The 21,855-nt window shown below is 61.5% G+C and carries 21 protein-coding genes; 13 read left to right on the forward strand and 8 right to left on the reverse strand.

Annotated features, from left to right (window positions below):
- Positions 1–47 precede the first annotated feature (47 nt).
- Together RRF64_RS12975 and RRF64_RS12980 are read left to right on the forward strand one after the other, a co-directional pair.
- Positions 48–2,138: an alpha/beta hydrolase family protein gene (locus tag RRF64_RS12975; RefSeq protein WP_323846313.1), complete on the forward strand. Its 2,091-nt coding sequence runs from the start codon at positions 48–50 to the stop codon at positions 2,136–2,138.
- On the forward strand, positions 2,131–2,628 hold the full coding sequence (locus RRF64_RS12980; RefSeq protein ID WP_323846314.1) for an energy transducer TonB: 498 nt from the start codon (positions 2,131–2,133) through the stop codon (positions 2,626–2,628). Before RRF64_RS12975 ends, RRF64_RS12980 begins: the two co-directional genes overlap by 8 nt.
- Before the next feature lie 458 nt (positions 2,629–3,086).
- On the opposite strand, the gene rrtA is transcribed toward RRF64_RS12980, so the two are convergent.
- The 4 genes from rrtA to thiI all read right to left on the reverse strand — a co-directional run bounded on the left by rrtA (position 3,087) and on the right by thiI (position 8,290).
- A complete protein-coding gene (gene rrtA, locus RRF64_RS12985; RefSeq protein ID WP_323846315.1) occupies positions 3,087–3,674 on the reverse strand; it encodes a rhombosortase in 588 nt (195 codons plus the stop codon).
- A gap of 277 nt (positions 3,675–3,951) precedes the next feature.
- Positions 3,952–5,760, reverse strand: coding sequence for a translational GTPase TypA (typA, locus tag RRF64_RS12990; RefSeq protein WP_323846316.1), 1,809 nt, complete (start codon positions 5,758–5,760; stop codon positions 3,952–3,954).
- Positions 5,761–6,134: 374 nt separating this feature from the next.
- The gene (rnk, locus tag RRF64_RS12995; protein WP_323846317.1) at positions 6,135–6,509 is read right to left on the reverse strand and encodes a nucleoside diphosphate kinase regulator; all 375 of its coding nucleotides are present in this window, start codon (positions 6,507–6,509) and stop codon (positions 6,135–6,137) included.
- 290 nt (positions 6,510–6,799) lie between these two features.
- The gene (gene thiI, locus RRF64_RS13000) at positions 6,800–8,290 is read right to left on the reverse strand and encodes a tRNA uracil 4-sulfurtransferase ThiI (protein WP_323846318.1); all 1,491 of its coding nucleotides are present in this window, start codon (positions 8,288–8,290) and stop codon (positions 6,800–6,802) included.
- Positions 8,291–8,617: 327 nt separating this feature from the next.
- Here thiI and glnA point away from each other — a divergent pair, with 327 nt between their 5' ends.
- The 9 genes from glnA to RRF64_RS13045 all read left to right on the forward strand — a co-directional run bounded on the left by glnA (position 8,618) and on the right by RRF64_RS13045 (position 16,749).
- Positions 8,618–10,024 (forward strand): glutamate--ammonia ligase, encoded by a 1,407-nt coding sequence (glnA, locus tag RRF64_RS13005; RefSeq protein ID WP_323846319.1) that lies wholly within the window; start codon positions 8,618–8,620, stop codon positions 10,022–10,024.
- Between the two features lie 147 nt (positions 10,025–10,171).
- Positions 10,172–10,846: a DUF4124 domain-containing protein gene (locus RRF64_RS13010; RefSeq protein WP_323846320.1), complete on the forward strand. Its 675-nt coding sequence runs from the start codon at positions 10,172–10,174 to the stop codon at positions 10,844–10,846.
- 497 nt (positions 10,847–11,343) lie between these two features.
- Positions 11,344–12,411: a nitrogen regulation protein NR(II) gene (gene glnL / locus RRF64_RS13015; protein ID WP_323846321.1), complete on the forward strand. Its 1,068-nt coding sequence runs from the start codon at positions 11,344–11,346 to the stop codon at positions 12,409–12,411.
- 162 nt (positions 12,412–12,573) lie between these two features.
- Positions 12,574–13,986, forward strand: coding sequence for a nitrogen regulation protein NR(I) (gene ntrC / locus RRF64_RS13020; protein ID WP_323846322.1), 1,413 nt, complete (start codon positions 12,574–12,576; stop codon positions 13,984–13,986).
- A gap of 249 nt (positions 13,987–14,235) precedes the next feature.
- Entirely contained in the window at positions 14,236–14,916 is a 681-nt protein-coding gene (locus RRF64_RS13025; protein ID WP_323846323.1) for a hypothetical protein, read from the forward strand.
- 41 nt (positions 14,917–14,957) lie between these two features.
- Positions 14,958–15,359, forward strand: a complete 402-nt coding sequence (locus RRF64_RS13030; protein WP_323846324.1) for a hypothetical protein — start codon at positions 14,958–14,960, stop codon at positions 15,357–15,359.
- A 116-nt stretch (positions 15,360–15,475) separates the two neighbouring features.
- Positions 15,476–15,895: a hypothetical protein gene (locus tag RRF64_RS13035; protein WP_323846325.1), complete on the forward strand. Its 420-nt coding sequence runs from the start codon at positions 15,476–15,478 to the stop codon at positions 15,893–15,895.
- A gap of 164 nt (positions 15,896–16,059) precedes the next feature.
- Positions 16,060–16,218 (forward strand): hypothetical protein, encoded by a 159-nt coding sequence (locus tag RRF64_RS13040; protein ID WP_323846326.1) that lies wholly within the window; start codon positions 16,060–16,062, stop codon positions 16,216–16,218.
- A gap of 3 nt (positions 16,219–16,221) precedes the next feature.
- The gene (locus tag RRF64_RS13045) at positions 16,222–16,749 is read left to right on the forward strand and encodes a hypothetical protein (RefSeq protein ID WP_323846327.1); all 528 of its coding nucleotides are present in this window, start codon (positions 16,222–16,224) and stop codon (positions 16,747–16,749) included.
- Between the two features lie 43 nt (positions 16,750–16,792).
- On the opposite strand, the gene RRF64_RS13050 is transcribed toward RRF64_RS13045, so the two are convergent.
- Positions 16,793–17,311, reverse strand: a complete 519-nt coding sequence (locus RRF64_RS13050) for a peroxiredoxin family protein (protein ID WP_323846328.1) — start codon at positions 17,309–17,311, stop codon at positions 16,793–16,795.
- Positions 17,312–17,439: 128 nt separating this feature from the next.
- On the opposite strand from RRF64_RS13050, the gene RRF64_RS13055 reads away from it, so the two are divergent.
- Positions 17,440–18,243, forward strand: coding sequence for a bestrophin-like domain (locus tag RRF64_RS13055; RefSeq protein ID WP_323846329.1), 804 nt, complete (start codon positions 17,440–17,442; stop codon positions 18,241–18,243).
- Between the two features lie 99 nt (positions 18,244–18,342).
- Entirely contained in the window at positions 18,343–19,164 is an 822-nt protein-coding gene (locus tag RRF64_RS13060; RefSeq protein WP_323846330.1) for a bestrophin-like domain, read from the forward strand.
- Between the two features lie 24 nt (positions 19,165–19,188).
- Here the strand turns inward: RRF64_RS13060 and RRF64_RS13065 are convergent, their stop codons facing one another.
- The 3 genes from RRF64_RS13065 to RRF64_RS13075 form a co-directional block, all read right to left on the reverse strand.
- On the reverse strand, positions 19,189–20,253 hold the full coding sequence (locus RRF64_RS13065; protein ID WP_323846331.1) for an AI-2E family transporter: 1,065 nt from the start codon (positions 20,251–20,253) through the stop codon (positions 19,189–19,191).
- A gap of 138 nt (positions 20,254–20,391) precedes the next feature.
- A complete protein-coding gene (locus tag RRF64_RS13070; RefSeq protein WP_323846332.1) occupies positions 20,392–21,120 on the reverse strand; it encodes a D-Ala-D-Ala carboxypeptidase family metallohydrolase in 729 nt (242 codons plus the stop codon).
- 3 nt (positions 21,121–21,123) lie between these two features.
- Complete coding sequence (locus RRF64_RS13075; protein ID WP_323846333.1) at positions 21,124–21,804, reverse strand: D-Ala-D-Ala carboxypeptidase family metallohydrolase; 681 nt, start codon at positions 21,802–21,804, stop codon at positions 21,124–21,126.
- Positions 21,805–21,855 lie beyond the last annotated feature (51 nt).

The raw sequence follows: 21,855 nt of genomic DNA on the forward strand, positions 1-21,855 counted from the left end.
AGTAGCGGCCGGTCCCCCTGCGCGGGGCCGGCCACAGGAGTTGCATAATGAATATCAAGAAATCCCTGCTCACTGCCCTGCTCGCGAGTATTTTCACCGCCTGCAGTTCGATTGCCGCATTGGCACAACAGGGCGATGTGGAGAAGTCCGCAGATCAGCCCGAGGGCGGCGAAAGCTTTGCCAGCATGGCGGGCTCCCCGGTGCCCTACGAGGATCTGTTCCGCCCGCTGGCCTATTCCAACATCCGCATCTCCCCCGATGGCAGACACTTTGCCGCCGGCAAGGTGCGCGATGACGGCCAGATGGACGGTGTCATCATCGATCGCAAGACCATGCAGGTTAAGTCCGTACTGCAGATGGCCGGCGCTTACGGTGTTTCCAATATCCGCTGGGCCAACAAAGAGCGGGTGCTGTTCAGTTTCAGTTTCAGCTCGGCCACTTCTGAAGACGGCGGCGCCTTCGGTATCGCCGGTATGAATGTGGATGGCAGTCGCCAGGAAATGCTGTGGCGCGGCAGCGATGACTACGGTGGCAACGAGGGGGCCATGTTGCTCGACAAGATCGACGACGAACACTACCGCGTTGCCGTCTACCCGTCGGGCGCCGGCATGAAGTTTCCCTATCAGTATCTTTACAAGCTGAATATCTACAGTGGCAAGAACGCCCGCATAGCGCGCTCACCGGTCCGCGGCGGGTCGCCAATCTTCAATAAAGACGGCGACATCACACACTGGGTGGGCAGCCTGCCGTCCAGCTTCAAGCACACGGTGGTGGCGACACAGACCACGGGTGGTGACTGGAGCGAAGACGTCTACGACCTGTCCAGGGGTGCTTTCATCCCCGTCGCCTGGACCCAGGAAGAGGACTGGATGTGGTACACGGACACCCTCGAGGCATCCACCAAGGGCCTGTACAAGGTCAACGTGAAAACCGGCGAGAAGAAGCTGGTCTACCGCCACCCGAAGGTGGATTACGACACCATCTTCTTCGACGACGATGGCAATCCCTGGGGCGCGGTAATCAATTACGACTACCCGCAGGTGGTCTACCTGGATGAGGAGAACCACTATGCGCAGACGCACAAGCGCCTGCAGGGTACCTTCACCAATCACTATGTGCGGATATTGAACCGCACCGATGACGGCAACGAATGGGTGGTGCACGTGGGGGGGGACCGCCACCCCGGCAACTACTACCTGTACAACCAGTTCGACGGCGCACTCAAGTTCCTCGCCAATCAGGCGAACTGGATAGATCCGGCCCTGATACCGGCGACGCATCCGGTGCGCTTCACCGCCCGCGACGGCCTGGAGATCAATGGCTACCTCACCCTGCCGGTGAACAAAGAGGCAAAGAACCTGCCGCTGATCGTGCTGCCGCACGGCGGCCCGCACGGTCCAAGGGATTACTGGGGCTATAACAAGGAGCGTATCGTCTTTGCCAACGCCGGTTATGCAGTGATGCACGTGAATTTCCGCGGTTCCGGTGGCTACGGCCGCGACTTCGAGTACGACTGGTACGGCCACTGGGGCCTGGAGATGCAGGATGACCTGACCGATGCCACCTACTGGGCCATCAAATCCGGCATCGCCGACAAAGACCGCATCTGTATCTATGGTGCCTCCTATGGCGGTTACGCCTCTATGATGGGGGTGGCCAAGGAACCGGATCTATATAAATGCGGTATCGGCTACGTCGGTGTCTACGACCTGAATATCTTTATGAACGCCGGTGACGTCCAGTTGCATGAGGCGGGGCGGAAGTATCAAGTCGAAGCACTGGGCAGTACCGCGGAGAAACGCGCTGCGCAGTCCCCGCTGCAGAAAGCCGATCGCATCAAGGTGCCGGTATTCCTAGTACAGGGCATGCGCGACGTGCGCGTGCACTGGGATCACTACATCGCCATGCGCGATGCGCTGGCAGAACGCAATCACCCGCTGGAAACCCTGGTGGCACCGCGGGCGTCCCACGGCGCGCGCGAGCATGACAGCCAAAAGGAAATCTACTGTCGCATGATCGACTTCTTCGACCGCCATATCGGCGATCGCAAGCCGACCGATCCGCCGGCACAGGATTGTGTTCCTGAGGGCGCCACCGGGCTGGAGTACGAATACTACGAGAGGGCTGCGCGTGGTTAAGAGTTTGTTGATCGTACTGTCCCTCGCCGCCGCCGGCCAGGCGTCCGCCCTGGACTGGCAGCGCCCGGACTGCGCCGCGTACCAGCGGGAAAGCGAATGCTTCAATGCGATGCAGAACGACTATCGTCAGGCCAAGCAGAACGAGTTTCGCGACGAGGGTCTGTCCTTCTGGTACTACGAGCGCCCGGATTTTTCGGTCAACGAAGCGGCCCAGAAGGCGCTCGATGACAAGCTGGAGGGCGCGCTGCTGGTTTCCTTTACGGTGGAGCGGGACGGCAGTGTTTCCAACGTAGTACTCAAGGACAAGTCATCGGACGAAGTCACCGTCTACGCGGCGCCGATAATCACTGCCGTGAGCAACTGGCAGTTTGTGCCCACGGATACCAGGAAGCCGGATCGGGAGTGGCGATTTGCCTTCCTGTTCGAGAAGGACGAGTGCGAAAAGGGCGAAGAAAAGGAATGCGACAGCAAGGCCGATTCCGATAAATAACAGAACTCTCTTGGTCGAGACAGTCCAGCAGCACCCCCTTTAGCTGCTGGCAACCCCAGTTGGCCCGGCAGCAATGCCGGGCTTTTTTATCGGGCCTGCGACGTCAGCAGTCGGATGCAACATGAGTCAGTCACGGAAGCAGTTGCTTCGCATTTTCGCTAAAAACCACCCACTCTATTTTCTGCTAACACTGTTTCTCGGTATCGAAGGGGCTATATACACCTTGCTCAATTTATTCGAGTTTGTTGTTCGGCGTACATTGCCCGACCTAGCGCTCAGCTCGGCGGTTTTCGGTCTGGTGTTGAGTGTTGCATTGCACTCAAGGATTCTGAACAAAAAGCAATAAAGCTCGTATAGAAATAAAAGGAAACCCACTTATGGAAAAAGTTGAATCTGAAATGGGTTCAACTTTCACGGACAGCGCCGAACACCTGTGATTATCTGATTTCCGTTGGGGGTCAGGATGGCTCGGCCACTCCTGCACCACCGGCTCTGCCCGCCGACCGAATCAGTGTCGGTAATCCCCATAAAGTGCCGGCCACCGCGCCCCACAGGTGCGCGTCTATGGCCACCTCTGCGCCGATCATTTGCGCGGTATCCGCACTGGCGCCGAACCACTGCTCCAGGCCCACCTTGATCCAGGTTCCCGCCACCAGCAGGTAGCCGGTGCGCCAGCGCGCGCGGATATCCAGGCAGCCGCCCCAGATAATCAGGCCGTGCAGCACGCCGGAAAGGCCGAGATAGACGTCAGTTTGCGGAGAAAACAGGTGCAGGCAGGCGCCGGTCGCCAGCGCGGTCACCGCGGTGGCGGCGAGAAAGGTCCTGGTGCGGTAGTGGGGGCCGTGCAGTATCCACAGCAGCAGCAGGTGCTGCAGGTTGGTGTGCGTGAGGTGCGCGGTCAGCAACCGCCAGACCTCGCCCTGTGTGACCAGCGCCCGCTCGTAGACCAGATGCGCTTCCAGCAGCGGCGCGCCGACGGCGCACAGAAGCAGGCCCGCAAACAGCAGGAAAGGACCGCCGAGGCCTCGAAAATCGAATCTGTTCATGCAGTTGAAGCGATTTTGTTCGGTTGTTTTTTGCGCAATTATTCCACAGGGCGGTCGCCAGGGCCACGCCCGTAAGGCCGGGGCTTGTCAGCCGACGGGACTGAAGACACCGATGGTCAGGGTTTCGTCATGCCGGTGCAGGCCGGTATCCAGGGATGCGGAGTGCTCTGGGCGCCGCGCAACCGGATGCCGGATCGGGTCGGGGATGACGGACTGTGGCGTAGCGCCAACAAAAAAACGGGCCCGATGGGCCCGTTTCTTTTTGGCGGCAGTGCGCTTATTTCTTCGCGCGCTTGCGCATGTTCTCCTGCAGGATCTTCTTGCGCAGGCGGATGTGGTTCGGGGTCACTTCCACCAGCTCGTCGTCCTCGATGAACTCCAGCGCCTGCTCCAGGGTGTGGCGGATCGGCGGGGTCAGGGTCAGGGCCTCGTCGGTGCCGGCGGCGCGGATGTTGGTCAGCTGCTTGGCCTTGGTCGGGTTCACGACCAGGTCGTTGCCGCGCGAGTGAATGCCCACTATCTGGCCTTCGTAGATTTCTTCACCGTGGCCCAGGAACAGGCGGCCGCGGTCCTGCAGTGCGTAGAGGCCGTAGGCCAGCGTCTTGCCCTTCACCATGCTGACCAGTACGCCGTTGATGCGCTTGCCCACTTCGCCCTGTTTCACCGGGCCGTAGTGGTCGAAGATACTGGTCATGATGCCGGAGCCGCTGGTCAGCGTCAGGAACTGGTTGCGGAAGCCGATCATGCCGCGGGACGGCACGATAAACGTCAGGCGCACGCGGCCCTTGCCGTCCAGTTCCATATTGGTCAGGTCCGCCTTGCGCAGGCCCAGCTCTTCCATGATCGCGCCCTGGTGCTGCTCCTCGACGTCGATCACCACCTGCTCGTAGGGCTCCTGGATCTCGCCGTCGATCACCTTCTGCACCACTTCCGGGCGGGATACGCCCAGTTCGAAACCTTCCCGGCGCATGTTTTCGATCAAAACGGAAAGATGCAGCTCCCCGCGGCCGGAAACCTTGAATTTATCCGGAGAATCGCCCTGCTCCACCCGCAGCGCCACGTTGTGGATCAGCTCCTGGTCCAGGCGCTCCTTGATATTGCGGCTGGTGACGAACTTGCCGTCCTGGCCGGCGAACGGGGAGTCATTCACCTGGAAGGTCATGCTTACGGTGGGCTCGTCCACGGTCAGCGCCGGCAGTGCCTCCGGGTGTTCCGGGTTGCACAGGGTCTCGGAGATGTTCAGCTCGCCCACGCCGGTGATACAGACGATGTCGCCGGCGCTGGCCTGTTCCACTTCCACGCGCTCGAGGCCCAGGTAGCCCATCACCTGCAGTACCTTGGCTTTGCGTGATTTGCCTTCGCGGTCCAGGATCACGACCTGCTGATTCGGCTTCAGGGTGCCGCGCTTGATGCGGCCGACGCCGATCACGCCCACGTAGCTGTTGTAGTCCAGTGCGGAGATCTGCATCTGGAAGGGGCCGCTCAGGTCCACCTTCGGCGGCTGTACCTTGTCGACGATCATCTGGAACAGCGGGGTCATATCCTCCGCCATATCGGTGTCGTCGAGGCCGGCAATGCCGTTCAGCGCCGAGGCGTAGATCACCGGGAAGTCCAGCTGCTCGTCGGTGGCGCCGAGGCTGTCGAACAGGTCGAATACCTGGTCCATCACCCAGTCCGGGCGCGCGCCCGGGCGGTCGATCTTGTTGATCACCACGATCGGGTTCAGGCCCTGCTCGAACGCCTTCTGGGTCACGAAGCGGGTCTGCGGCATGGGGCCGTCCACCGCGTCGACCAGCAGCAGCACCGAGTCAACCATGGACAGCACGCGCTCCACCTCGCCGCCGAAGTCGGCGTGTCCGGGGGTGTCGACGATGTTGATGCGGTAGTCGTTCCAGCGGATGGCGGTGTTCTTGGCCAGGATGGTGATGCCGCGCTCCCGCTCCTGGTCGTTGGAGTCCATGACCCGCTCGGCGCCGGCGTCGCGGCGGTCGAGGGTGCCGGACTGGGACAGCAGCTTGTCCACCAGGGTGGTCTTGCCATGGTCTACGTGGGCGATGATCGCAATATTGCGCAAATTCTCTATCACTGGGTGCCTCTGGGCGTAACGCGTGAAATGGTGTGGGGGCGGGGGCTGTGGGGTTGGTACAGCGGAGGTCCGGCCAAAGGCGGCGATTATAGGGGCGCCGCGTGACAATTGGGAGCGATTTTTGAGTAAAAAATCGACGATTTGCGCCGCAAACCGGGCGGCGGGCCGCCCGTGAGGGTGTAAATGAGGATGTTCAGGCCCTGGCCCGGCCCGGCGTGAGGGTTAACGCCACTCCGGCCGGGGCGGCAACCGGCGTGGCGCGCGGGCCCTGTGGTGTTGCCCCGCCGGATCCCCTGGGGTGAACGGGCTTCCTGTCGATCCCGCGGGGTTCTGCCGGGGCATTGGCGCAGCTGGCGCCTGTGCCGTGCCGCCCGCTATTTCTCCACGGCATTCAGACGCAGCCGCAGCGGCTTGCCGGCCACCGGCCACTCGATGCTGTCGCCGACTTTCAGGCCGAGCAGCGCTGCACCGGCCGGGCTCAGCAGTGAGACACAATGATCGCCGGCCATATCCGCGGGCATTACCAGTTCCAGCTGGTAAACCCTGCCGGATGCCTCATTGGTGAAATGCGCTTTGCTGTGGAGCCTTACCACATCGTCAGGCATGTCCTGTTCTTCGAGGATTTCCGCGCGATCCAGCTCATCGTACAGCCCTTCGGCCACCTCGTTGTGCGCGGGCATGTTGTCCAGCAGCTTGTAGATTCGATCGCGATCCTTACGGGATACAGTGATAGGGGGCAGAGTAGACATAGCTTCTCCAATACAAGTGGGTGAATCCGGTTTCAGGAGGGGCGCTGGGAGGAGGGGCCGGGTTCCCTCGCGCGAATGGAAACCCGGCTTACGGCTGCAAGGCAGCGGAAAGCGCACGCCCCGGGAAGGGGGCGCGTGCGGCGTGTTTCGGAGCCGTTGCGGCTGGAGTTGAGCGGTTGATCATGGGGCAACCATACCACTTTTGCGCCCGGTTGCTATCCCCGCGGGCGGCCAGCCGGAACTCAGGGTAGAGCCCGGGCTGGCCGGGGGGCGGCGAGGTCCCCGGAAGGTCAGGTTTGTGTGTCTTCCGGCGCTTTGGCGTGGCGCTTCTGCGGCCGGTAAACCCCCACATTGCGATAGCCCTCGTCCAGCAGATGGGACGCGTGCAGGCGGCTCATGACGCCGCGGGCGCAGTAGAGCAGGTATTCCCGCTCCTGATCCAGCTTGGCGAAGGCGCTGTTGAGGCGGTAGAAGGGGATGGTCTCCACCGGCTTGCCCTCGAGCTCCAGCGGGTCCAGCTCCTCCTCGTCCGGGTGGCGGATGTCGATCACCACGGCGTCGCCGGGCTCCTCGCGGATTTCCACGTCCGGCGCCTCGCCGTTCACCTCCTCGATCACCTCGTCGATGTTCTGCATCACGCGGTTGCCGATGGCCCTGTCGAGGATGGTGAAGTCGAAGCGGTTCTCCTCCTTCTCCACCTTCTCGATCTTGGCGCGCGTGGTCGGTTTCACCGAGATCACGCCGCAGTACTCGGGCATGTTCGCGGCGAATTCCTCGGTGCCGATCTCCCGCGCGGTGCGGATGATGTCGGTCTTGTCGCTGGCGATCAGCGGCCGCAGCACCAGGGTGTCGGTGACGCTGTCGATCACCGCCAGGTTCTTCAGCGTCTGGCTGGATACCTGGGCGATGGCCTCGCCGGTCACCACCGCGTCCACCTCCAGTTCATTGGCGATGGCGGTGGCGGCGCGCAGCATCATGCGCTTCAGGATCACGCCCATGTAGGAGTTGTCGACATTCTCGAGGATCTCCGCCACCACCTCGTCGAAGGGCACGGTGACGAAGCGCACCCGGTGGGAGGCGGCGTACTTGTTCCACAGGAAGTAGGCCACCTCCTTCACGCCCAGCTCGTGCTGGCGGCCGCCCAAGTTGAAGAACAGGTAGTGGGTGCGGATGCCGCGCTTGATGGTCAGGTAGCTGGCCACGGTGGAATCGAAGCCGCCGGATACCAGCGACAGCACCGGATCCTGGGTGCCGAGCGGGAAGCCGCCGAGACCGGGGTGCTGCGCCTCGATCACGTACAGCTTGTCGTGGCGGACCTCCAGCTTGACGGTGACGTCCGGGTCCTTGAGTTTCACGCCGGCGGCCTGGGTATTCTGGTTCAGGCCGCCGCCCACATACTGCTCCACGTCCAGGGACTTGAAGTCGTGCTGGCCGGTGCGCTTGGCGCGCACACAGAAGGTCTTGCCGGCGAGGTGCTCGCCCCACACCGACAGGGTCTTCTCGTAGATGTCCTGCAGGTCGCCGAGGGGGAACTGGCGCACGCGGGAAAAGTTGGCGATACCGGGCGTGTGCGCCAGCACCTCCTCGATGCGCCCACCCAGATGGGCGACCGCGTCCGGGGCGATCACGTCGATCTTCTCCCAGTCCTTGCGCACCACGATGCGGTCGTCCAGCTGTCTCAGCAGGCGCTGCAGATTGTCCTTGAGCTGGCGCGACATGCGCTTGCGCACCGGGTTGCTCTTGATGGTGATCTCGGGGAAAAACTTGACGACAAAGTGCATGGGAATCCGTCGGGTACCGCGTATTGATAGGGGGTGCGGCATTATAAGCTAGGGAGCCCCCGCCGGGCACAACTTGGTCGCGCACCCTATTCGTGCACTGGCGGCCCATTGCGCGCCATTTTGGTGCAGATAATGGTGGCCGACCCGCCAGACCGCATCTATTCTGCTCCAGTTGGCCCCGCGAAACTGCCAGCGCACGCCGCAATCGCAGCTGCGGCGCCGCTGCCCCAATTTGGCACACTCCTTGCTTTATTCCACGCCAGGAAGGGAGTGAATGCCGTTCGACGGCAAAGCGACAAATTACTTTTCAAGACCTGGAGGACAGCAATGTCAGCTAAAACGCTCGGTTTGATTAAAGAGAGTGAAGCCAAGTGGATCGACCTGCGCTTCACCGACACCAAGGGTAAAGAACAACACGTATCCATTCCGGTGTCGGAAATTGACGGCGAGTTCTTCGAAGAAGGCAAGATGTTCGACGGCTCCTCCATCGCTGGCTGGAAGGGCATCAACGAATCCGACATGATCCTGATGCCGGACGACGAAACCTCTTTCCTCGACCCCTTCACCGACGAAACCACCGTGATCATCCGCTGCAACATCGTGGACCCGATCACCGGCCAGGGCTACGAGCGCGACCCGCGTTCCATCGCGCTGCGCGCCGAGGAATACCTGAAGTCCACCGGCCTGGGTGACACCGTGCTGATGGGCCCGGAGCCCGAGTTCTTCGTATTCGACGACATCACCTGGGGTGCCGAAATGGGCGGCGCCTTCTACAAGATCAACTCCGAGGAAGCGGCCTGGTCCTCCGGTGCCAGCTATGCCGAAGGCAACATCGGCCACCGCCCGGGCGTCAAGGGTGGCTACTTCCCGGTGCCGCCGGTCGACTCCCTGCACGACGTGCGCGCCGCCATGTGTACCGCGATGGAGCAGATGGGTCTGCGTGTGGAAGTGCACCACCACGAAGTGGGCACTGCCGGCCAGTGTGAGATCGGCGTTGCCGCCAACACCCTGACCAAGAAGGCCGACGAGGTGCAGATCCTCAAGTACGCGGTGCACAACGTCGCCCACGCCTACGGCAAGACTGCGACCTTTATGCCCAAGCCGCTGGTCGGCGACAACGGCTCCGGCATGCACGTGCACCAGTCCTTCAGCAAGGACGGCGTGAACCAGTTCGCAGGTGACGCCTACGCAGGCCTGTCCGAGACCGCGCTGTTCTACATCGGCGGTATCATCAAGCACGCCCGCGCACTGAACGCCATCTGTAACGCCTCCACCAACTCCTACAAGCGCCTGGTGCCGGGCTTCGAGGCGCCGGTGATCCTGGCCTACTCCGCACGCAACCGCTCTGCGTCCATCCGCATTCCGTTTGTGCCGAGCCCCAAGGGCAAGCGCATCGAGACCCGCTTCCCGGATCCGACCGCCAACCCTTACCTGGCCTTCGCCGCGCTGCTGATGGCCGGCCTCGACGGCGTCAAGAACAAGATCCACCCGGGCGATGCCGCGGACAAGGACCTGTACGACCTGCCGCCGGAAGAGCTGGCCGAGTACCCGACCGTCGCCTCCAGCCTGGAAATGGCCCTGGACGCACTGGATCAGGACCGCGCCTTCCTGACCGAGGGCGGCGTGTTCACCGACGACGCCATCGACGCCTACATCGACCTGAAGCGCGCCGAAGTCGAGCGCCTGGCGATGACCACGCACCCGGTCGAGTTCGACATGTACTACTCCGTATAATCCGGAAGTACACAGCGTCTGCGAAAAAGCCCGCACCTTTCTGGTGCGGGCTTTTTTATTGCGGGTACACTAGCCTCTACTGAACGGTGTGTTGCAACCACCTCCTGTAGCCCCTGTAGGAGCGGCCGTTGGCCGCGATCGATACACATGGAAAGAAAATCACTGCTACTGGCACTGACCCTGGCCCCTCTTCTCGCCATCGCCGGCGGCGACGGCGCGGACGAGCCGCAGGGCGGCAGCACCATCTACAAGACCGTCGGCCCGGACGGCCGCGTGGTATTTACGGACACCCCGCCGGTGGACGGCAAGGCGGAAAAGGTCCGGATAGGCCCCACCAATGTGCAGCCCATCGCCCTGCCGCGGCCGCTGCCGGTGCGCAAGCTGTCGCCGCGGGATGCGGACAGGGACAGCGATGCCGACCGCGGCTTCCAGGGTCCCGTGGACATCGCCATCGTGAGTCCGCAGGACGGTGAGACCATTCCGCCGGGCCAGCGCGCAATCGCGCTGCAGGTGGACGTAAGACCGGTCTATCCGGAGGGCTCCCACTTCTTCGCGGTGATCGACGGCCAGCCCTGGCGCGGCGGCTCTTCCGGCGCCAGCCTGGATATCTCCGCGCTCGAACGCGGCAGCCACAGCGTACAGGCCGTACTCGCCGACGATCGCGGCAACGTCCTCGCGCAGTCGCAGATCATCACCATTTACGTGCATCGCCCCGGCGGCACCCTGCCGGACATAGCCGCGCCGCGGGCGACGCAGGCACCCCAGGCGCCGGTGGCCCCCGGCCTGCCCCAGCAGCAACAGCAGCGGCGCCGCGGAGACTGAACCCCACCGCCGGGCCGGCGCGCCCGGCCCCTCTCCCCTTTTATATCCCCGTCCGGCACCTTTCCGGTGCATCCAAGCTGGCGTTTTTTTGATCTACGCACCATAATGGTGCGCACGCTCGCGTGCCGGCCCGATATTGCACCGGCCGCGTTCCGATAGGGGCGGGTCCCCTCTTTGGCCCCGCCCCTTACGGGGTCAGCTGAAGCTGACCAAAAATGCTCCCGGCATTTTAGTGCGGGGCCCGTCCGTGGGCCCCGCCCCTTACGGGGTCAGCTGAAGCTGACCAAAAGTGCTCCCGGCATTTTAGTGCGGGGCCCGTCCGTGGGCCCCGCCCCTTACGGGGTCAGCTGAAGCTGACCAAAAATGCTCCCGGCATTTTTGTGCGCCATTTTGGTTTGCTTCTTGCACTGACTGAATACAACGGCCTATTGACCGAAGTTGGCAGCCTGCGGACCGCAAGTCCGCTCATTGCCCGCGATTGAACCGGAAACTACTGCATGCTCAATGACCGCCAGTTGCGCCAGCTGCTCGACAGTCTGACCTCCGCCGTACTGGTGCTGGATGACAGCCTGTTGCTCTGCTACCTCAACTCCGCCGCCGAGGACCTGCTCGCCGCGTCCAGCGCGCGCGTCAGCGGTCAGCCGCTGGCGGATGTGGTGCACGAATCCACCGCCGCGCAAAAGGCGATGCGCAGCGCCCTGGCCAGCGGCGAGAAATACACGGTGCGCCGCGCCACCTGGCGGCTGCACAATCTGGAAACGGCCACCGTGGACTACTCGGTGAGCCCGGTACCGGAGCTGGGGCTGCTGTTGCTGGAGGTGCAGTCCATGGACCGGCTGCTGCGCATCGCGCGCGAGGACGCGCTGATCAGCGCCCAGGAAACCACGCGCAACCTGGTGCGCGGCATGGCCCACGAAGTGAAAAACCCGCTCGGCGGCATCCGCGGCGCGGCCCAGCTGCTGCAGCGGGAGCTGCCGGACGAGGAGCTGGCCGAGTACACGCAGATCATCATCGACGAGGCCGACCGCCTGCGAAATCTGGTCGACCGCCTGCTCGGCCCGCGCCAGCCGGCGCAGCTGAAACCCACCAACGTGCACGAGATCCTCGAGCGGGTGGCGCAGCTGATCGACGCCGAGTGCGACGGCGAGTTGCATATCCGCCGCGACTACGACCCCTCGATCCCGGATATTCCCGGCGACGCCGAGCAGCTGATCCAGGCGCTGCTGAATATCGCCCGCAACGCCATGCAGGCGATCGACGAGAGCATCGGCCTCGCCAGCGGTGAAATTGTTCTGCGCACTCGCATCCAGCGCCAGTTCACCATCGGCCGGCGCCACTGCGCGCTGGTGTGCCGCATCGAGATCGAGGACAACGGCCCGGGCATTCCCGAGGACATCCGCGAGCGCATCTTCTACCCGATGATTTCCGGGCGCGCCGAGGGTTCCGGCCTGGGGCTTTCCATCTCGCAGAACATCATCAATCAGCACCAGGGGCTGATCAAATGCGACAGCCGCCCCGGGCAGAGCGTGTTCCAGATCTACCTGCCCCTTTCTGGTGACCTTTAGATCAAATAAATCATGCGTGATTTATTTGATCGTCGCCCGCGAAATACGCACACAGATGCGTCGATCTGTTGGTATTTCGCGGGCTCGCGCTGGTCGTTGGCCAGCGGCGGCACATCCGTGTGCCGCAATAAACTGAATTCGAAATTGACGGGAACCTAGAGCATGAGCAATCGCGTTTGGATTATTGACGACGACCGGTCGATCCGCTGGGTGCTGGAGCGGGCGCTAATGCGGGAGGGCATCGAGACCAAGTGCTACGAGAGCGGCGATCGCGCGCTGGACGACTTCTACAGCGATTCGCCCGACGTCGTGATCAGCGACATCCGTATGCCCGGCTCGGACGGTTTCAAATTGCTGCAGCGCTTCCAGTCCGAGCGCCCGGCGCTGCCGATCATCATCATGACCGCGCACTCGGACCTGGACAGCGCGGTAGCCGCCTACCAGGGCGGCGCCTTCGAATACCTGCCGAAACCCTTCGATGTCGACGAGGCAGTGGCCGTCACCCGCCGCGCCCTGGCGCATGCCAGCGAGCAGCGCGCGGATGAACAGGTGGCGCTGGAGAGCGGCAAGGGCAGCAAGGAAATCATCGGCGAGGCGCCGGCGATGCAGGAGGTGTTCCGCGCGATCGGCCGCCTGTCCCACTCTAATATCACCGTGCTGATCAACGGCGAATCCGGCACCGGCAAGGAGCTGGTGGCGCAGGCGCTGCACAATCACAGCCCGCGCAAAAGCCAGCCGTTTATCGCCCTGAACATGGCCGCGATTCCGAAAGACCTGATGGAGTCCGAACTGTTCGGCCACGAGAAGGGCGCCTTCACCGGCGCCAGCTCCCAGCGCGCCGGCCGCTTCGAACAGGCCAATGGCGGCACCCTGTTCCTGGACGAGATCGGCGATATGCCGGCGGAGACCCAGACGCGCCTGCTGCGCGTGCTCGCCGACGGCGAATTCTACCGCGTCGGCGGCCACACACCGGTCAAGGTCGACGTGCGCATCATCGCCGCCACCCATCAGGATCTGGAGCGGCTGGTGCGCGAGCACAAGTTCCGCGAGGACCTGTTCCACCGCCTCAATGTGATCCGCATCCATATCCCGCGGCTCGCCGACCGCCGCGAGGACATCCCGCGCCTGGTGCGCCACTTCTTCAACGCCGCCGCCAAGGACCTGGGGGTGGAGCCGAAAATCCTGCTCAAGGAAACCGAGGACTACCTCGCCGGACTCGACTGGCCCGGCAACGTGCGCCAGCTGGAAAACACCTGCCGCTGGATCACGGTGATGGCCTCCGGCCGCGAAGTGCATATCGAGGACCTGCCGCAGGAACTGCACCAGCAGGCCGCCGTCGGCGAAACGCCGCAGGACTGGCAGAAATCCCTGCGTCTCTGGGCCGACCAGGCCCTCGCCACCGGCCGCCGCGAAATTCTCAGCGAGGCGGTACCGGCCTTCGAGCGCGCGCTGATCGAAATCGCCCTCAAGCACACCGCCGGGCGCAAGCGCGACGCGGCCGAACTGCTCGGCTGGGGGCGCAACACCCTGACGCGCAAGCTCAAGGAACTGGATATGAACGGCGACGACGACTGAGCGACTGCCAGCTTTCCTCTTCTATACCGATATCCCGCCACGGGATATCGGCTCTCCCTCCCTGTGCTTCCTGTCCGCCCTGTCCGCCTATGATCATCTCGCAGACTGCAATTGCCGGCAGCTGACGGGGCCCAGCACCGGTGCGCTATACACTCTATCCGTAATTCGCTATAAACAGTCCCGATACTGATGGATTAAAAAGGCGCAGCGACCTATCCGAAGGTGAATGCGGAAAAAAGGATAAGAATAATGAAAAAAATCATAATACTGATTGCCTGTGTCTTAACTGCTTCCTGTGCCTCGGTCAGGCCGGGCACTGCGACAAACTACGAATTGAGTCTGGTCGCCCCGGAAGAGACCAAGAACTTTGTCCTCACCGCAAGAAAAGTATTCGATGAGCCGATGCTCGGAACCATGCTGGAATACACCAATAAACAGTACCCCGATGACAATATCGATCTCTATATCTACCCGATTGATCACTACGACTGGGAAGATGCCGAGAACACCCTGAAGCGCGAAATGGACAAGGTGATTGCCGAAATCGATAGCGCGGTCGAATACGGTTACTACGCGTCAAGGACGGAAGAATCGCGGGAAACCTTCGGTGTTCCACAAGGAGAAAAGACATTCAATGGCCTGAAGTCTTCCTTTGAGCTAAAAAGCAAGGACGAAGTCACCTACCATTCGAATGCCTACGTGTTTATGCAGAAGGACAAGTTCATCAAGTTCCGCACCAGTTTTGACAGCCGCGCAACTGTCCCCTGGAGCGGCGACCAGTCCGTTGCTGAAATTCTGCCTGAACTGATAGTCCCGGATGAATCCGAGTACATGAAAGAACTGAGGATCGCCCATCGCCAACAGGTGACCGCCAACATCATGAAACTCTTAATACAGGCCGCAAAGCAGGGCGGGGCGACTTCAGACTAAAGAAAAGCTGCGGACCTACAAAAATTCCCATGGAGGGGAAAATGAACGTGATCAAGACCATCCGCCCCGGGCAGCTGGGCTCCAGGCGCTTCGAACGCCGCTTTGGCAAGCGATTGTGTGCGGTGCGCTACCGGGAGTCCGGCTGTGGAAAAAAGATACTGACCACGGTGGAACTGGTCATCGATGAACGCGAAAAGCCATCACCGGGCACTTCCCTTGCCACCGTCAACGCCTATCGCAAGGCGGAGCCCGTAGCCGTCTGTGTCGGTTACGAAGAGCAGGCGATGCGGCGCCTGATTAAACAGTCCGGCGGCCGCTGGAGCAAAGCCGGTAAGGGGTGGGTTATGCGCCGGGAGAGCGCAATCACCCTGGGGCTGGGCCACCGCATTGTGGAAGGGCTGGTTGAAGAATGCACCGATATCGATGCGAGCCTGGAGCTCTAGTATGGCTATATCTGTTCATCTATGGCTAGATGTGGGCATGCATGGTCATGTATGCCCATACGCCCAGATATAACCATGACCACGAATCAAATGTTAACCCTTTGAGTCAGCAAGCAATGAAAAAACAGATCGCTTTCTTCTTTGCACTGGTATTGGCGTTTGCAGCTACTGCTCTGTATATCAGCAGGCCTGTTGAGTTAAAAGAGACAGCTTATACCTATGAAGAGATTCAGCGGCTAAAAATTACACATCCTAGCACTGTGCAGGCGTACATGAAGGGGCTTGCTGGTGGAGCCTTTGTATTTCGCCCCCTTAATTACGGTGATTACAGTGCGTCAGGGAAAGGTATGTATATATATTGCCCAGAAGCTTATGAAAAAATTGATGCAGCTTTAGTGGATCGCCTAGCAACTAATGAGGTGAAGTTCCACGGCGAATCAAAAGATGCAAATTTCCATGAGCTGGTAAGAAAAGGTTTAGAGAGAGCGTATCCGTGCAATCCTGTCACCAGGAATCGGCACGAGCCCGAGGGTTAACAAAGCGCTGCAAGGGACGGCCAACGCTATGCACCTTTGTGCTGGTCGCTACGCTCCCATTTTCGCACAAAGGTGCATAGCATTGCCCGCCCCTGAGCGCGGCGTTATGTGTAAGACTTACCCACGAATAGTAGACATCTCACTAGAAAAGAATATTGAGATCAATGAAAAAGCATTTAATTACAATTCTATGTCTTCTGGCCGCACTGGCCTGCTACATATTTGGGGTTCCGGCAGGTGGGGCGCTGTTTGTTGTTCTGGGCATCGTCCTCGAAGGCATATTCTGGGTCCGACTGCTGCGCCGCAGCGGCACAAAGAGCTGATTTATGCCGCTGTCCACGCTCGGTATCTGCCACCAGATAATCGCATCGATCAGAACCTTCAAGTTGGACAGGCTGGGGACGGTCAATGACTGCAAGGTAGTCATCAATCACCTGGTGAGGAAATTTAGTGAGCCGCTTATGCGCGAGGGGCGGCAGATTGTCTACTGTTCCAGGTCACTCGCAGACGGCGAAAAGGCGATTAAGGAGCATCTTTTCCCGGTAAACGAGGTGATGAATTATTTGCTTGCTCTGGATGTCAGTGGAGACCGGGACAAGCTGGCGGCGTCTATTCGCGACTATCTCGCCGAGGCATTGGTGATCGTAAAAGTCACGCCTGAAGAAGATCAGAAATTGAATGCGTGTGGCCTGCAAAGAGCCATGCCCGCGGCCTACTCGGATCCGTCCAGCCCGCTCTACCGCGATCCATGGGCGAGGTATAAATGTGCCGGCATTTTTGCGTCCATCGACGGCATCGATGCCGTGGGGCGCGCGCCCACAACTGCCAGGCCGGAAATTCCCGCGCCGTCGTAGTATCCGACGGGGCAAGGTCCCCGCCGGAGCAGCTTGCCGTTTTTCAGCTCTTGCGCGCAATGCCGAGTTCATCCAGCGTCCGCGCAATATCCTCGGCGCTGGTGGCGGGGTGAATCTCGTTGTCGATCTTCAGGATGCGGCCATCCTTGCCGATGTAGATAGTGGCGCGCTTCGCCAGGCCCATCACCGGGATCAACACGCCGTAGGCCTTGGCCACCGCGCCCTCGGGGTCGCTCAGCAGGGGGAAGTCGGCGCCCTGCTCGGTGGCAAACCTGGTATTCACCTCCACCTCATCGGTGCTCGCCATAAAGTAACTGACGTCGTATTCGCGGATCAGGTGGCCGTTCTCGGCCAGCGACTTGCACTCTATGGTGCAGCCTTTGGTGAAGGCCTTCGGGTACCAGGCAATGACGACCGCCTGTTTGCCCTTGAAGGCGGCCAGGGAATAGGTCTTGCCGTCTGAGGCCTGCAACGAAAAGTCGGGCGCGGGCTGGCCGACTTCCTGCGCCAGCAGTGGCAGGCTGGCGAACGCCGCCAGCAGAAATCCGAGTATGCGTATCATGGGGTAGTCCGTATCAGGTCCGTTCTTGATTAACTGCGTCGGCCCTATGCTAACCGCCGGCCCTGCCCGAATCCACGGCAATTATCGTGACCATGGGCCAAACTGCATGGTAAACGCCGAGTTCCGCCATGGATGCGCCCGATTCCCTGTTCACACTCACTCTGTTCCAGATCTATTGGCTCTCCATACTGGTGGTATTGGGTTCGCTGGCGATCGGACATTTCTTGGGGCGGCGGTCGACGCGCAAGGGCGATGTCAGCGACGCATCGCTCGGCAGTGCCGTGGCCGCGACGCTGGGCCTGCTGGCGTTCATGCTGGCCTTCACTTTCAATCTGGTGGCGGAGCGCTACGCGCAGCGCAAGGCGCTGGTGCTCGAGGAGGCGAACACTATCGGGACCACCTACCTGCGCGCGGACCTGCTGGAGCCGCGGCGACGCGAGCGGGCGCGCGCGCTGCTGGCCGAGTACGCTGCGCTGCGGGATATCAATCTGCGCGACCTGAGCGACTTCCCGTCGCGCATGCAGCGCACCGAAGTCATCCAGGCGGATCTCTGGGCGTTGGTGGCACAGTTGAGTGCCGAGGGCTATGACCCGGTCAGGCTGCGGGATTTCTACGAGCCGTTAAATAGCGTCATCGATTCGCACAACTCCCGCGTGGTGATCGGCATGCAGTATCAGATCCCGACACCGATCTGGGTGGCGCTCTACGCCATCACGGCCTTGGCGATGTTTGCCATCGGCTTTCAGCTGGGCTCCAGCCGGCGGGGCTCGCCGCAGGTGGCGGTCGCGCTGGCGCTGGCATTTTCACTGGTTATCCTGTTAATTGCCGACCTCGACCGCAGCTTCGAGGGCTTCCTGTTGGTGGATCAGCGGCCGATGGCGGAGCTGCATGAGCGCCTGTTGCGCGAGCGCAGCCAAGTGCCGCCGGACTAACACCGCCGCCGCAGCCGCAGCGGGGCCGTGTCTATAGTGAATGGGTTGCGAGCGGAACTGAGTTCCGCCACGGAAACAAGGCGGCCCGCGCCAAGCCCCATGACTCTGAATACCATCTTTCACGCGTTGCCCCTGCTGGTCGTTTACGCCTTGACCTTCCTGCTGGTAATGGCGTCACTCGCGCTAGGCATGCTGCTCGGACGCAGATTTCTGCGAACCCACGAAACGATCAAGGACTCTTCGATCGGCAGCGCGGTTGCGGCCACCCTCGGCCTGCTGGCATTCATCCTGGCGTTTACCTTCAATATGACGGCAAACCGCTTCAACGACCGCAAGGCGCTGCTGCTGGACGAGGTCAACGCGATCAACAGCGCCTATCTGCGGGCGGATTTTCTGCCGCAAGATGTCGCCGGCCTGGCTAAGGAACTACTGGCGGAATATGCGGCGATCCGCGATTTCCATCCGACCATAAGTGAAGCGCGCGCGCACGCCTTACAGCGCGGTGGCGAGATTCACCGCGAGCTGTGGGCGCTGGTGGATGAGCAAGTGCGCGCCGGGTACGACGCGGGCTATCTGCGCCAGTTCGTCGAACCACTCAATGTGGTGATCAACGATCACAATGCGCGCATCACCGTCGGCCTGGAATACCGCATCCCCGGGGCCATCTGGCTGGCGCTGTACTTTATGACCGCACTGGCGATGCTGGCGATCGGTTTTCAGTTCGGCGTGGCCCGCGGCGGCTCGCGGCAGGTGGGCATGGCACTGGCGCTGACCTTTTCCACGGCGATACTGCTGATCGCCGATCTGGACCGGCCCACCGAGGGTACGCTGCTGGTGGACCAGAGCCCCATGGCGGAGCTGCACTCGCGCCTGCAGGAAGCCGAGCGGGCGCGGGCGAGCGTGAAGCGGCCGGGCAACTGAGCGAGAGTGGGTCCGCCGGTGCGCTTACTGCTTGCCGTGGCTACCCGACGGGGAGACAAACTCGCGCATGAAAATCTCCCAGAAGGCGATAAACAGCGCGGCCAGCAGCGGGCCTATGGCGAAACCGCTGATACCGAACATAAACAGGCCGCCGACGGTGGAGAAGAGCACAAGATAGTCCGGCAGTTTGGTGTCGCGGCCGACCAGGATTGGGCGCAGGATATTGTCCACCAGGCTGATCACCACCACGCCGAATACCATCAGGATCGATGCCTTGACGATTTCCCCGGTGGCGTAGAGGTAGAGGGCGGCGGGAAACCAGATAATCGCGGCGCCGACCGCGGGCAGCAGCGACAGCAGCGTCATCATCACCCCCCACAAGAGCGGCGCCGGCAGACCCAGGGCCCAGAAAATCAGTCCGCCCAGGGTGCCCTGGGTGACCGCCACCACCAGGTTTCCCTTGATGGTCGCGCGGGTGACTTCGGCGAACTTGGCCAGCAGCAGGTGTTCGCGCTCGTCGCCGAGGGGCATGGCGCGGATCAGCAGGTCCACCAGCTTCTCGCCGTCGCGGAGCAGGAAGAAGGTCAGGTAGATCATCAGGCCCAGCATCAGGAAGAAGTTGAGCGTGTTCTGCCCCACCGCCAGCGCATTCTTGGCGAGGAAGCTGCCGGCACTCATAACGCCGCCGAGCAGGCGCTGCTTCAGCTCGTCGAAGTCGATACCGATACGCTCGATGAGGGCGTTGATGCCGGGAAAGGCACTGCGCACCTGTTCGATCTGCCGGGAGAGATCGATCTGGCCGGTCTGCGCCTTCTGCACAAGTGTCACCATCTCATTGACAAATGAGCTGGCCACCAGCAATACCGGTATCACCACCAGCACGGTGCACAATAACAGGGTCAGCAGTGCCATCAGGTTGGGCCACTTTGGAAAGTGCTTCAGCAGGTAGCGGTACACCGGGAAGAAAATCAGGGCGATGGCACAGGCCCAGAAGATCGGCGTAAAGAAGGGCTTCAGCAGCAGTACAAATGCCAGCGTTACCAGCAGCAATGAAAGAATAAATGAGCGTCTTTCCAGCTTTTCATGCACTGCCATAATCCTCAATTATTGTTATCCCCGCACAGCGGTCACAGCTTTCAGGTCGCGGGGTTTCGCGTCGCGCCTATGTAAGCAGAAGCGGGTGTCTTTTACCAGTAGCCGCAGGCGCTTACCAGTAGCCGCCGGTGATTACCAGCTTCGGTAACCGCAGGTGTCGACGTGAAAGCGGACACCCCGGTAAATGCCCAGGCCCATATTCCATCTCTTACCATGCTTGCGGTGTATGCCCCGCAGGATGGGCAGTAGTTCCTCGCGGGTGATGTCCCGTTCCGGGACCACGTCCAGGCCGCAGAAGTGCATATGTTTGCTGCGCTTGGAGCCGCCCGCCTTGGCGTTGTAACTGTCGGTGCGCCAGCCGGACAGCACGGTTACGGGGCCGATACGGGGAACGATCTCTTCCTGCAGTAGACGCAGCGTATTCACCATGGATCCCCAGTTGTCCTCCGGCGGCAGTGCAAACGGCGGCTCATCGATCTGCCGCCAGTCGGTGCCCTGGCGCAGCAGTTGAAAGGAAGGCACTACGCCGTCGACCTTGTTGATGTACAGAAAGTGCTGCAGCCGGGCGAAGATTTCGCGGAAGTCCTGCTTGGCGAGAAAGTCATCGAAGGCCTTGGGGGACGCCGCGGCGTAGCCCTTGATCTCGTAGACATCGGGGATCTCGATGCCCTTGGGGATTGTTTTTGCCGGCACAATTTCACGCGGCGTGACGATCCGCTCGCCCAGCTCGCGCACCCTGTCCATGGTCATCACCAGCAGCGCGACGATACCGGCGAGTACCAGGGCGCTGATCCAGATGACCCGGCGGCGCTCGATGTGAATGTCGATATATTCGTGATCTTCGCTTTCATGGATTTCCATAAGTCACCAGGCCCGGTAGCCGCAGGTATCTATGTGAAAGCGCACATTGCTGTAGATACCCAGGCCCATATTGCTCTTCGGCCCCAGGCGCGCGTGCAGGCTGCGCAGCTCCTCCACCAGCTCCTTGTGACTGATGTTGGATTTCGGCACCAGGTCGAGGCCGCAGAAATCCCGGTGCTTGCTGCTCTCGGCGCCGCCGGACTTGCGGTTGTAGTTGTCGGTGCGGTAGGCGGAGAGCACGTCCACGGGGCCGATGTTGGGCTCCACCTCGTCGCGGAGCAGGGTCAGGGTGCCGATGATATTGCGCCACTGATCACTGGGGGGTATGGCGAAAGCGGGTTCGTCGATATCGAGCCAGTCGGTGCCCTGGCGCAGCAGGTTTTGCACCGCGGTCACATCGCCGACGCCGCGCTCCTGCAGAAAGCGTGCAAGCTCCGTGACGCGCGCGCGATTGCCGTCGCGGCGCAGGAAGTTGTTGAAGCTCTGCATGGTGGCGACGCGATAGCCCTTGAGTTCGAAGTAGGGCTTTTCCAGGGATTTAATGTAGAGATACAGCCACAGGGCGATCACCACCAGCAGCAGCACCAGCGCCAGGCCGGCTACCACCACGCGGTTGGTGCGCCGGCCGCGCGGCAGCTGCGGGTAGCGGGTGCCAAACGGAGAATAGGAGTTGCCTGCGGACATACTCGGTTCGCGACTGCTGCACTCGGGGATTATCCGGCACCGACATGTCGA

The sequence above is a fragment of the Microbulbifer magnicolonia genome, from assembly GCF_035117725.1.
GTDB classification, from domain to species: Bacteria; Pseudomonadota; Gammaproteobacteria; order Pseudomonadales; family Cellvibrionaceae; genus Microbulbifer; species Microbulbifer magnicolonia.